The sequence below is a fragment of the Agrobacterium sp. genome (assembly GCF_059499945.1).
This window is the reverse complement of record NZ_JCABZP010000020.1, coordinates 180,507-192,590: the sequence shown is the minus strand read 5'-3', so window position 1 is coordinate 192,590 and position 12,084 is coordinate 180,507. Positions and strand designations below refer to the sequence as shown.

Below are 12,084 nucleotides of genomic sequence, written 5' to 3'. Positions count from 1 at the left end.
AGCCGGGGCGCGGCAAATGCTCATAGCGTTTACGACACGAGATTTTCCAACCATCGGGTCCGCTCATGACGCGTTTTAATGCTTTCAATCTTTTGCGGAATGCCCTGACCGGCCACAAGAACTGGGACGAGCAGTGGCCGGACAGCCAGCCGAAAGCCGAATATGACGTGGTCATCGTCGGCGCCGGCGGCCATGGTCTGGGAGCCGCCTATTATCTGGCCAGCCAGCACGGCATCACCAATGTCGCCGTCATCGACAAGGGTTGGCTCGGGGGCGGTAATACCGGCCGCAACACGACGATCATCCGCTCGAACTATCTCTATGACGAGAGCGCCCGTCTTTACGATCACGCCGTCGATCTGTGGGAGAACTTGAGCCAGGAGCTGAACTACAACGTCATGTATTCAAGGCGCGGCGTGCTGATGCTGGCGCACAATGTGCACGATGTGCAGAGCTTCAAGCGCCACATCCATTCCAACCGCTTGAACGGTGTGGACAATCGCTGGCTTACCCCGGAAGAATGCAAGGACTATTGCCCGCCGCTCAGCATTGCGCCGAATGCGCGTTATCCTGTCATGGGCGGTGCGCTTCAGGAACGGGCCGGCACGGCGCGCCACGATGCGGTTGCCTGGGGTTATGCGCGCGGCGCTGCCGCCCGTGGTGTCGATATCATCCAGAACTGCCCGGTCACCGCCATCCGTCGCAATGCCGATGGCTCCGTCGCTGGTGTCGAGACGGCGAGGGGCTTCATCAAGGCGAAGAAGGTCGCGGTTTCCGCGGCCGGCCACACCTCTGTTGTGATGGACACGGCCGGTGTGCGCCTGCCGCTCGAAAGCTACCCGCTGCAGGCGCTGGTGTCGGAGCCTATCAAGCCGATTTTCCCCTGCGTTGTCATGTCGAACGCGGTCCATGCTTATATCAGCCAATCCGACAAGGGCGAGTTGGTTATCGGTTCGGGTACGGACCAATATACATCCTATTCGCAGCGCGGCGGCCTGCCGCTGATCGAGCATACGATCGCGGCCATCGTCGAGATTTTCCCGATCTTCAACCGCATGCGGATGCTGCGCAAATGGGGCGGCATTGTCGACGTGACGCCGGATCGCTCGGCCATTCTCGGCAAGACGCCGGTTGACGGGCTTTACGTCAATTGCGGCTGGGGCACGGGCGGTTTCAAAGCCACGCCGGGCGCTGCCCACACCTTCGCCTGGACCATTGCCAAAAACGAACCGCACCCGATCAACGCGCCGTTCACGCTGGAGCGTTTCCGTTCCGGCCGCCTGATCGACGAGGCCGCAGCCGCTGCCGTGGCGCATTGAGGAGCCGACCCCATGCTTTTGATCCGCTGCCCCTATTGCAATGAAACGCTGCCCGAAGCCGAATTTACCTATGCCGGGCAGGCCCATATTACCCGCGCCGCCGATCCTTCGTCGCAGACCGATGAGCAATGGGAAGAATTCCTCTTCATCCGCGAAAACGTGAAAGGCCCGCATTTCGAGCGCTGGCGGCATCTGCATGGTTGCGGCCGCTTCTTCAACGCCGTGCGTGACACGGTGAGCGACCGGTTCCTCACGACCTATCGTGCGGGTGAACCGCGTCCAGAACTTTCTTCCCTGACCCGTGCACCAGCCAGTTCCGAGGTGTCGAAATGAACTCCTATCGCGTTTCCGGCCGTGGCCGTGTGGATGCCGCCCGCTCGGTCAGCTTTACCTTCGATGGCAGGACCTATCGCGGCGTGAAGGGCGATACGGTCGCCTCGGCACTTCTCGCCAATGGCGTGCATCTCATGGGCCGCTCGTTCAAATACCACCGCCCGCGCGGCCCGGTGGCGGCGGGTTCCGAAGAGCCGAATGCGCTGATCGGCACCCGCCGCAGCGCCGGACGTTTCGAGCCGAACACCCGCGCCACGGTGCAGGAAATCTGGAACGGGCTGGAAACCACCTCCCAGAACAAATATCCGAGCCTGAAATTTGATATCGGCGCTGTCAACGACATGGCCTATATGCTGTTTTCGGCAGGTTTCTATTACAAGACCTTCATGTGGCCGAAGAGCTTCTGGAACAAGGTCTATGAGCCCTTCATTCGCGCGGCCGCGGGTCTCGGCGTTTCGCCCACCGAAGAGGACCCCGACACCTATGCCTCGCGCAACCTGCATTGCGATGTGCTGATCGTCGGCGCGGGTCCGGCCGGTCTGGCGGCGGCGCGTGCGGCGGCGGTCGATGGTCTCAAGGTCGTGCTGGTCGATGAAAATGCCGAAGCCGGCGGCACGCTGCTGTCGGAGCCGCAGGCGAAGATCGATGGCAAGCCCGCATGGAACTGGCTGGCGGATGAGTTGACGGCGCTGAAGGAGCGCGGCGTCAAGGTAATGACCCGCACGACGGCCATCGCCTATTACCACCAGAACATGATCGGCCTTTGCGAAAAGCTCACGGACCATCTGGAGACCGTGCCGAAGGATACGCCGCGCGAACGCCTGTGGCGCGTTCGGGCGCGTCACGTCGTATTGGCGCAGGGTGCACTGGAAAAGCCGCTGGTTTTCCACGGCAACGACCGGCCGGGCGTGATGCTCGCGGGTGCCGCCCAGACCTATCTCAACCGCTATGGCGTCAAGGTCGGCAACCGGCCGGTGGTGGTGACGAGCCATGACAGCGCCTGGTATGCGGCGTTTGATCTTCACGGAGCAGGCGCACGCGTTCAGGCCATTGTCGATACCCGCGCCAAGGTGCGGGAAGAACTGGTGAACGAGGCGCGTGCGCTCGGCATTCCGGTCAAGCTGTCGCATACGGTCACGGCGACGTCGGGGCGGCTGCGCGTCAAGTCAGTCCGGGTCAATCCGGTTAGTGGCGCGTCGGTCGGTGCGGGGCAGGAAATCGCCTGCGATGCGGTGCTGATGTCCGGCGGCTGGACGCCGTCGCTGCATCTCTTTTCCCATACGCAGGGCAAGATCGCCTGGGATGATGAGCGGACTACCTTCCTTCCTGCCGCCACCAACGAGGATTGCGTGATTGCCGGGGCCGGACGCGGGCTCTGGGGCATCGAGGCCGCGCTGAAGGACGGTGCTGAACGGGGTCGCGAAGTTGCAGCAGTGCTCGGCAAGGCCGCCAACCCTTCCGCTCTTGTGGTGGAACATGACCGCACCGGCAGCGGCGTCTCGCACACCGAACTGCCGAGCGACCGTGATGCCGGCAAGGCCAAGGCTTTCGTGGATTACCAGAACGATGTGACTGCCAAGGATCTTAGGCTCGCCGTGCGTGAGGGCATGCGTTCCATAGAGCACGTCAAGCGCTACACCACCAACGGCATGGCGACCGATCAGGGCAAGATGTCCAACATCAACGGCCTCAACATCGCGGCGGAAGCACTCGGCAAACGCCAGCCGCAGGTCGGCCTCACCACCTTCCGCCCGCCCTATACGCCGACGACCTTCGGAGCCTTCGCCGGTTATCACCGCGGCGCGCATTTCGAGGTAACGCGCAAGACGCAGATCGACGGGTGGGCTGAGGCCCATGGCGCGGTCTACGAGCCGGTCGGACAATGGCGTCGCGCCTGGTATTTCCCTAAACCGGGCGAAGACATGGATGCGGCTGTCGGCCGTGAATGCCGGGCGGTGCGCCAGAGTGTGGGCATTTTCGACGCCTCGACGCTCGGTAAGATCGAAGTTGTCGGGCCTGATGCGGTCGAGTTCATGAACCGCATGTATACCAATCCCTGGACGAAGCTCGCTGCCGGCCGCTGCCGTTATGGCCTGCTGCTCGGCGATGACGGCTTCATTCGCGACGATGGCGTCATCGGCCGCATGACCGAAGACCGTTTCCACGTCACCACCACGACAGGCGGCGCCGCCCGGGTGCTGAACATGATGGAGGATTACCTCCAGACGGAGTGGCCGGATCTCAATGTCTGGCTGACCTCGACGACCGAACAATGGTCCACCATTGCGCTGAACGGCCCGAACGCGGCAAAGCTGCTCGCGCCGCTGGTGGAAGGCGTCGAACTGACGGAAGAGGCCTTCCCGCATATGTCCTGCGTGGAGTGCACGGTGGCCGGCATGCCGGCGCGGCTGTTCCGCGTCAGCTTCACCGGCGAGATCGGCTTCGAGGTCAATGTCCCTGCACCGCTCGGCCGCAAGCTCTGGGAAATCCTGTGGGAGGCCGGCCAGCAATATGGCATCACGCCTTACGGCACCGAGACCATGCATGTGCTGCGTGCCGAAAAGGGTTACATCATCGTCGGTCAGGATACCGATGGTACCGTCACGCCCTATGACGCCGCGATGGGCTGGGCCGTGGGCAAGAACAAGCCGGATTTCGTCGGCAAGCGTGGCCTTGCCCGCCCCGATCTCGTCGCCAAGGATCGCCGTCATCTCGTCGGCCTTCTGACCGAAGACCGCTCGAAGCTGGAAGAGGGCGCGCAGATCGTCTTTGATCCGAAACAGCCGATCCCGATGAAAATGGTCGGCCACGTCACCTCGTCCTATCACTCGGATGCCGCCGGCCAGCCCATCGCGCTGGCTCTGGTGGAGGGTGGCCATGAGCGGATGGGCGAGACCGTCTACATCCCCATGCTGGACCGCACCATTGCCGCGAAAATCACCGGGATGGTCTTTGTCGATCCCGAAAATACCCGCCTGAAAATCTGACCCGGAGATGACAATGAACATGCGCGTTTCCTCCCCCGTTTCCGGCACTTTGGCCGAGAGCAAAGCGGCCCGGGTCAGCATCCTGCCGGTGCAGACGCGGCTGTCGCTACGCGCCCGGGGTGATCTCACCCCGCTCAGCGCCGCCCTTGGCCTCGCCTTGCCCGACCGGATCGGCACCCGCTCCGCCGCAGGCGAAATCGAGGCCGTGCGCCTCGGTCCCGACGAATGGACGATCCTTGCTCCGACAGGGGAAGCCGACAGGCTGATTGCGGCCTGCGGCGCTGTCTATGCCAGCCACCCACACAGCCTCGTCGACATTTCCGGCCGGGAAGTGACGCTCTCGATCGAGGGGCCACAGGCTGGCGAACTGCTGACGCTGGGCTGCGCCCGCGATATCGACACCATTGCTATTGGTGAGGCGCGTCGAACGATTTTCGACGGCGTGACCGTGGTGCTCTGGCGCGATGCGGAAAACCGTTTCCGCATGGATATCTGGAACAGTTTCGTGTCGCATCTTGGCCATTTGCTTGAAACCGGCTGCAAGGAACTTGCGGCTGATATCGCTTGATCTGGGAGGAGAAAACAATGCTCAACCGCCTGTCACATAATACCGTTTCGGACACGGTGATCGCTGACGCCATCGCCGAGGAACTCGACCGCCAGAAAACGCAGATCGAGCTCATCGCTTCGGAAAACATCGTTTCCGCCGATGTTCTGGCGGCTCAAGGCTCGGTGCTGACCAACAAATATGCCGAGGGCTATCCCGGCAAGCGTTATTACGGCGGCTGCGAATTTGTCGACAAGGTCGAACAGGTCGCCATCGACCGGTTGAAGCAGCTCTTCGGTGCGGAATTCGCCAATGTGCAGCCGCATTCCGGCGCGCAGGCCAATCAGGCGGTGTTTCTGGCGCTGCTGCAGCCGGGCGACCGGATCATGGGCATGTCACTTGCCCATGGCGGCCACCTGACCCACGGTTCGCCGGTGACGATGTCCGGCAAGTGGTTCGATGTCGTCTCCTATGAGGTCGATGCCGATACACATCTGATCGATATGGAGAAGGTGCGGGCGCGGGCGCTGGAGACCAAGCCGAAGCTGATCGTGGCGGGCGCATCGGCCTATCCGCGCCAGATCGATTTTGCCGGCTTCCGCAGAATAGCCGACGAAGTCGGCGCTTATCTGATGGTCGACATGGCCCATTATGCCGGTCTGATCGCCGGCGGCAAATATCCGAACCCGGTGCCGCACGCCCATGTCGTCACCTCCACCACCCACAAGACCCTGCGCGGCCCCCGCGGCGGCGTGATCCTTACCAATGACGCCGATCTGGCGAAGAAGCTGAACTCGGCCGTCTTCCCCGGCAATCAGGGCGGCCCCCTGATGCACGTCATCGCCGCCAAGGCCGTGGCTTTCGGCGAGGCCTTGCGTCCGGAATTTTCCGACTATGCCGGCCAGGTCATCGCCAATGCGCAGGCGCTGGCAAAGGTGCTGACGAAGGGTGGTCTGGGCATCGTCTCGGGTGGAACCGACAGCCACATGGTGCTGGTCGATCTGCGGCCGAAAGGCGTGACCGGCAAGGTTGCCGAAATCGCTCTGGAGCGGGCGGGGCTTACCTGCAACAAGAACGCCATTCCCAACGACCCGGAAAAGCCCTTCGTCACTTCGGGCGTCAGGCTTGGAAGCTCGGCGGGTACCACCCGCGGTTTCGGCGTGGCCGAATTCGAACAGATCGGCGCGCTGATCTTACGTGTCATCGACGCGCTGGCGGCGAATGCCGAAGGGGATGCCGCGGTCGAAGCCGAGGTGCGGGGAGAGGTTGCTGCACTTTGCGAGGCCTTCCCGATCTACGGTTCGTAAGCGGCCCTGCCGGGCTTCGATTAGTCTCAATCGCCGTCCTGACCACGGCCGGCGGTTGATAGGCAATCTGCGCGAAAGCGCGGGCGATCCGTCCGCGCGGCAAAGACCCAGGGGAGCAGGATTTGAGCACCTATATAATGACAGTCGCGTGCCCGGCGCGCAGCGGCATCGTCGCCGCCGTATCCGGTTATCTCGCCCGGTCCGGATGCAATATCAACGACAGTTCGCAATTCACCGACCAGGAGACGGGCCGCTTTTTCATGCGGTTGAGCTTCGTTTCCGAACAGGGATCGGGACGCGATGCGCTGCTCGACGGCTTTGGTCCCGTCGCGGCCGATTTCGATATGGACTATGATATTCATGACCTTTCGCGAAAGACGAAGGTCGTGATCATGGTCTCGCGCTTCGGTCATTGTCTCAACGATCTGCTGTATCGCTCCCGCATCGGCGCGCTGCCGGTCGAGATCGTCGCGGTGATTTCCAATCACCTCGATTACCAGAAGCAGGTGGTGAACGAGGATATTCCCTTTCACCACATTCGCGTCACGCCGGAAACGAAGCCCGAGGCGGAAGCCGCGATCCTGCAGGTGGTGCGGGATACCGGAGCGGAGCTTGTGGTGCTTGCGCGCTACATGCAGGTCCTGTCGGACCGGCTGTGTCAGGAAATGTCTGGCCGCATCATCAACATCCATCATTCTTTCCTGCCATCTTTCAAGGGCGCCAACCCTTATAAACAGGCTTATGAACGCGGGGTGAGGCTGATCGGCGCGACCGCCCATTACGTCACCGCCGATCTCGATGAAGGGCCGATCATCGAGCAGGATACGATCCGCGTAACCCATGCCCAAAGCGCGATGGACTATGTCAGCCTGGGTCGGGATGTGGAAAGCCAGGTTCTTGCGCGGGCCATCCACGCCCATATTCATCACCGGGTCTTCCTGAATGGAAACAGGACGGTTGTCTTTCCCGCGTCTCCCGGGGAGCATGTGTCCGAGCGCATGGGCTGAATGCCGGCTCATGCGGAACCGTGATTTGCGTCCGTCGTCAGTGGCTCGTTGTCATGCCGTCCTGCCAGTGAACGAGGCGGACTACGAGTGAGGGTTGTTATTCTGCGGGCTGCGCCACGGTCTCCGCGCCGGATCTTTCGCGATCTCCCGAGAGGCTGCGCTGACCGAGCGTGATGATGGCAACGGTCGAAAGGCTTGCGGCAACTGACACCCAGAAACCGTTATCCGGGCCGAAATTATCGATGACCCAGCCGGAGATGAAGGCGCCGAGCGCCATGCCGATACCGATGCCGGTCATCACCCAGGTCACGCCTTCCGTCAGCATCGATTCAGGCACCCGGCGCTCGATCAGGCCGAATGAGGTGATGAAGATCGGGGAGATTGCAACGCCGCTGAGGAAAACGGCAAAAGCCAGAAGGGCAACGGAGGTGCTGGCGGCAAGCAGCGGCAGAGCGGTGAGTGCAAGCACGCTGACGGCGATCAGCAGTTGCCGTTGCAGCGGCATTTTGGGATTGAGCGCGCCGAGAATGAGGCCGACGACGAAGGACCCGATGGCATAGACGCCGATGACGAGACTGGCGGCTTCCGGTTGGCCAAGTTCCTTGGTGATTGCGACGGCGCTTACCTCGGCAGTGGCGAAAGTGGAGCCGACAAAGATCAGCGCAAGCGTGATGATCTGGACCGGGCGCAGGGAGATGGCCGAACGCTGCCGGCGACCGCTTTCAACCGGGCGTACCTTGGGCTCGGTCGAACGTTGCAGAAGGAAAGCGAAGGTGCCGAGCGCCAGGAAGGTGGTGCTGATCATCATGCCCGCTTCCGGAAAGAGCGAGACTGCCAGGCCGACGGAAAGCGAGGCGCCGGAAATGTAGACGAGTTCGTCTGCGGCGGATTCAAAGGCGAATGCGGTGTTCAGTTCCGGCCGGTCGCGGAAGATTTCCGTCCAGCGGGCGCGCATCATGGCCGGAATGCTCGGCATGGCGGCGGCGAGGAAGGCGGAAAGGAACAGCGTCCAGGCCGGCCATTTCTGGTTTGTCGCGATAATCAGCGCCGCAAAGGCGATGACCGAGACGATGGTGGCGGGGATGAGGACCTTGCTCTGCCCCTTGCGATCCACCAGCCGGGAGATTTGTGGGGAGACGGCGGCATTGGTCAGCGCAAAGGTTGCGGAGACGGCGCCGGCCAGCCAATATTCGCCATGGGTTTGCGAAAGCATGGCGACGATGCCGATCGGGGCCATGGCAATGGGAAGGCGGGCGAAGAAACCGGCGGCGGAAAAGCCTTTTGCGCCTGGAGCCCGGAAAATTTCTCTGTATGGATTAGCCATCGGGATGCACCTTGTTCAGAGGGTGTCCACCACATACATACGTGGCGTATGTGAATGAGATAATTGCATACGGTGCGTATGTCAACTAATATACGCGTCGTATGTGGAAAATGGAGAAAAAATGCGCAAACCTCGCAGTGAAATGATTGCTGAGACGCGGACGAAGCTTCTGGCTGCCGGCCGCAAGGCCTTTGGCAGCATCGGTTATGCGGAGGCGTCGATGGATGACTTCACCGCCGAGGCCGGTCTCACCCGCGGCGCGCTCTATCACCATTTTGGCGATAAAAAAGGCCTGCTGTTGGCGGTGGTGGCCGAAATCGACGCGGAAATGACGAAGAGGCTCTGTGACATCTCCTCGAGGGCCGAGTCCCTGTGGGAGGGTTTTGTCGAGGAAAATCTCGGTTATGTGCGCATGGCTCTCGAACCGGAAATCCAGCGGATCATGTTTCGTGACGGGCCGGCGGTGCTCGGCGATCCGTCGCGCTGGCCAAATGCAAACGGCTGCATCTCGGCAGTCGCGCGAAGCCTCGATGCCCTGAAGGATGAAGGCACTATCGGCGATATCGATGCGGAGGCATGCGCCCGTTTCATCAACGCGGCAAGCAGCGCCGCCGCCCAGTGGATCGCCAATTCCGACGACCCCGAAATGACCTCGAAACGGGCCGTGGGAAGCTTCCGGGCCTTTCTGGAGGGATTGCGGATCAGGAAAGACTGATCCGGGGCTTTACGCGGTTGCCCATGCGCGCCGGGCAGCCCGATCATTCGGTCCACAGCATATCCTGCATTCGCCCGACAGGAGGACGGCGTGCTGAAACCGTCCCCCGCGAATTTCCCATGAGCCCGGATATGCTGCCTGCAAGTCATGCAACTGTCATATCGCGGGTCTAGGAGAAAGTGTGGTTTTCACACGTTTCGCGAGGGGAATATGCGCAAAATCGTTGCTGCTTTGGTCGCCACGACCTTTCTTGCCGGCGCCGTTCAGGCTGCCGAGGTTTATCCGCTTGATCGTGCTACGATCCTGACCGGTTCGCCGTTCGATTTCAAAGTCGAGTTCGCTTCCGTCGTAAAGCCGGAAGACGTCAAGATCACCGTCAACGGCCAGGATTACAAGGCCGCTCTCGGCAAGGATGCGGAGTTCGTCGCCGAAGAAAAGAACAAGGACAAGGTCCTTGGTTCGGCCGTCATCCTGCGTGGGGTCACGCTCGCCAGCGCCGGTGACTACAAGGTCGAAGTTTCTGCCGGTTCCGAAACCAAGACGATCACCTGGACCGTTTATGGCACGCCGGCCCAGGCAAAAGCCAAGAACGTCATCTTCCTGATCGCCGACGGCCTGTCCGTCGCTCACCGCACTGCTGCCCGCATCATGTCCAAGGGCATGACCGAGGGTAAGGCCAATGGCCGCCTCAACATGGATGATGTGCCGCCGGTCGCCTTCATCGGCACCTCCGCCACCGACGCTGTCGCCACCGACAGCGCCAACACCATGTCAGCCTACATGACCGGTCACAAGACCGCCGTGAACGCCATTGGCGTTTATGCCGACCGTACCCCGGCCTCGCTCGACGATCCGAAGGTCGAAACGATCGCGGAAGCCCTGCGCCGCCAGACCAAGAAGTCGATCGGCATCATCTCGACCGCCGAACTGCAGGACGCCACGCCGGCTGCCGTCGTTGCCCACACCCGCAAGCGCGGCGACAAGGCCGACATCAACGGCATGCTGTTCGACGTGAAGCCGGATGTCCTCCTCGGCGGCGGCTCCGCTTATTTCCTGCCGCAGGCGACGGCGGGTTCCAAGCGCAAGGATGACAAGGACTATATCGCTTTGTTCAAGGAAGCTGGCTACACGCTGGCGACCAGCAAGGCGGAACTCGCCACGGCCGCCGGCACCAACACCGGCAAGATCCTCGGCCTGTTCCACACCGGCAACATGGACACAGCGCTCGACCGCGAGTTCCTCAAGAAGGGCACCACGGCGAAGTTCCCGGATCAGCCGGGCCTCGTTGAAATGACCAAGGTTGCGCTCGGCGAACTGTCGAAGAACCCGGACGGCTTCTTCCTGATGGTCGAAGCTGCCAACGTCGACAAGATGTCCCATCCGCTTGACTGGGATCGCGCTGTCGTCGACACGATCGAATTCGACAAGGCCGTCGGTGTCGCCCGTGAATTCGCCGCGAAGAACCCCGATACGCTGATCGTCGTCACCGGCGACCATACGCATGGCGTTTCCATCATCGGCACCGTCGATGATGACAAGCCGGGTACCGAAATGCGCGAAAAGGTCGGCACCTATGCCGAGGCCGGCTTCCCGAACTATGAAGACAAGGACGGTGACGGTTATCCTGACAGGGTCGACGTTTCCCGTCGTCTGTTCCTGAACGCCAATAACGGTCCTGACCATTACGAGACCTTCCGTCCGAAGCTTGATGGCCCGTTCACACCGGCCGTCCAGAACGAAAAGAAGGAATATGTCGCCAACGAGCAGTACAAGGACGTTCCCGGTGCTGTGTTCGTACCCGGCATCATTCCGAAAAGCTCGGATAGCGGCGTCCACGCAGTGGATGACGTCGTTCTGCAGGCTGAAGGCCCCGGCGCTGAAGGCTTCCGTGGCTACATGGAACAGAGCGACGTCTACAAGGGTCTCGCCGAAGCTTTCGCACTTGGCGCCAAGCAGACCAACTAAGATATGAATGTTGTGAGGGCACGCCGCTATCGCGTGCCCTCACAATAGTTTCAGGTCTTTCATCGTCCATTCTGACGACGGACGATGGCAGACCTTTTCAAGAAGGAGAATGGTCATGAGCAAGGCTGATCGGGCGCACTTCAACCGTCGCCAGACCCTGGGTCTCATTGCCGGTCTACCGCTGCTGGCCGCCGGCACGCGCGCGCAGGCGAACAGCGACATCACCTTCGACGAACTCTATGGCAAGGTCAGCGTCCTCGGACTGGAGTTTTCCGAAAAGGTCAAGCAGTTGAACGGCAAGGAGATCGCCATGCGCGGTTTCATGGCGCCGCCGCTGAAGGCCGAAGCGCAGTTTTTCGTGCTGACCGAAATCCCCATGTCGATCTGCCCCTTCTGCTCCACGGATGCAGATTGGCCGGACAACATCGTCGTCGTTTATCTCGGCGAAAAACAGACTTTTACCCAGCCGAGCCAGACAATCGAAGTGCGCGGCACGCTGGAAACGGGTTCCTGGACCGATCCGGATACCGGCTTTGTCAGCCTGCTGCGCATCCGCCAGGCAGAATACGCGACGGTTTGA

At 61.5% G+C, this 12,084-nt stretch carries 10 protein-coding genes; 9 read left to right on the top strand and 1 reads right to left on the bottom strand.

Translation table 11 applies throughout. The features are described 5' to 3' along the window. Positions 1-65 precede the first annotated feature (65 nt). The 6 genes from AC5I5B_RS23835 (at position 66) to purU (ending at position 7,500) form a co-directional block, all read left to right on the top strand. Positions 66-1,319, top strand: coding sequence for a sarcosine oxidase subunit beta family protein (locus AC5I5B_RS23835; RefSeq protein ID WP_080794056.1), 1,254 nt, complete (start codon positions 66-68; stop codon positions 1,317-1,319). A 12-nt stretch (positions 1,320-1,331) separates the two neighbouring features. Next, positions 1,332-1,652 (top strand): sarcosine oxidase subunit delta, encoded by a 321-nt coding sequence (locus AC5I5B_RS23830; RefSeq protein ID WP_003504489.1) that lies wholly within the window; start codon positions 1,332-1,334, stop codon positions 1,650-1,652. Further along, complete coding sequence (locus AC5I5B_RS23825) at positions 1,649-4,639, top strand: sarcosine oxidase subunit alpha (protein WP_495752869.1); 2,991 nt, start codon at positions 1,649-1,651, stop codon at positions 4,637-4,639. The genes AC5I5B_RS23830 and AC5I5B_RS23825 overlap by 4 nt, the downstream gene beginning before the upstream one ends. A gap of 13 nt (positions 4,640-4,652) precedes the next feature. After that, positions 4,653-5,207, top strand: coding sequence for a sarcosine oxidase subunit gamma (locus tag AC5I5B_RS23820; RefSeq protein ID WP_495752868.1), 555 nt, complete (start codon positions 4,653-4,655; stop codon positions 5,205-5,207). 17 nt (positions 5,208-5,224) lie between these two features. Next, positions 5,225-6,493: a serine hydroxymethyltransferase gene (gene glyA, locus AC5I5B_RS23815; protein WP_080864576.1), complete on the top strand. Its 1,269-nt coding sequence runs from the start codon at positions 5,225-5,227 to the stop codon at positions 6,491-6,493. A gap of 122 nt (positions 6,494-6,615) precedes the next feature. Beyond that, positions 6,616-7,500, top strand: a complete 885-nt coding sequence (gene purU, locus AC5I5B_RS23810) for a formyltetrahydrofolate deformylase (RefSeq protein ID WP_003504493.1) — start codon at positions 6,616-6,618, stop codon at positions 7,498-7,500. A gap of 97 nt (positions 7,501-7,597) precedes the next feature. Here the strand turns inward: purU and AC5I5B_RS23805 are convergent, their stop codons facing one another. Further along, entirely contained in the window at positions 7,598-8,824 is a 1,227-nt protein-coding gene (locus AC5I5B_RS23805) for an MFS transporter (protein ID WP_003504494.1), read from the bottom strand. Positions 8,825-8,945: 121 nt separating this feature from the next. Here AC5I5B_RS23805 and AC5I5B_RS23800 point away from each other — a divergent pair, with 121 nt between their 5' ends. From AC5I5B_RS23800 to AC5I5B_RS23790, 3 genes are all read left to right on the top strand, one after another. Next, positions 8,946-9,539 (top strand): TetR/AcrR family transcriptional regulator, encoded by a 594-nt coding sequence (locus AC5I5B_RS23800; RefSeq protein ID WP_174054689.1) that lies wholly within the window; start codon positions 8,946-8,948, stop codon positions 9,537-9,539. 210 nt (positions 9,540-9,749) lie between these two features. Beyond that, positions 9,750-11,504 (top strand): alkaline phosphatase, encoded by a 1,755-nt coding sequence (locus tag AC5I5B_RS23795; protein ID WP_111781621.1) that lies wholly within the window; start codon positions 9,750-9,752, stop codon positions 11,502-11,504. A gap of 115 nt (positions 11,505-11,619) precedes the next feature. Continuing rightward, positions 11,620-12,084, top strand: a complete 465-nt coding sequence (locus AC5I5B_RS23790; RefSeq protein WP_003504497.1) for a hypothetical protein — start codon at positions 11,620-11,622, stop codon at positions 12,082-12,084.

Bases quoted from the DNA above. Each gene is read 5' to 3' on its own strand.
- AC5I5B_RS23835 (WP_080794056.1), top strand. From the start codon at position 66: ATGACGCGTTTTAATGCTTTCAATCTTTTGCGGAATGCCCTGACCGGC.
- AC5I5B_RS23830 (WP_003504489.1), top strand. From the start codon at position 1,332: ATGCTTTTGATCCGCTGCCCCTATTGCAATGAAACGCTGCCCGAAGCC.
- AC5I5B_RS23825 (WP_495752869.1), top strand. From the start codon at position 1,649: ATGAACTCCTATCGCGTTTCCGGCCGTGGCCGTGTGGATGCCGCCCGC.
- AC5I5B_RS23820 (WP_495752868.1), top strand. From the start codon at position 4,653: ATGAACATGCGCGTTTCCTCCCCCGTTTCCGGCACTTTGGCCGAGAGC.
- glyA (WP_080864576.1), top strand. From the start codon at position 5,225: ATGCTCAACCGCCTGTCACATAATACCGTTTCGGACACGGTGATCGCT.
- AC5I5B_RS23805 (WP_003504494.1), bottom strand. From the start codon at position 8,824: ATGGCTAATCCATACAGAGAAATTTTCCGGGCTCCAGGCGCAAAAGGC.
- AC5I5B_RS23800 (WP_174054689.1), top strand. From the start codon at position 8,946: ATGCGCAAACCTCGCAGTGAAATGATTGCTGAGACGCGGACGAAGCTT.
- AC5I5B_RS23795 (WP_111781621.1), top strand. From the start codon at position 9,750: ATGCGCAAAATCGTTGCTGCTTTGGTCGCCACGACCTTTCTTGCCGGC.
- AC5I5B_RS23790 (WP_003504497.1), top strand. From the start codon at position 11,620: ATGAGCAAGGCTGATCGGGCGCACTTCAACCGTCGCCAGACCCTGGGT.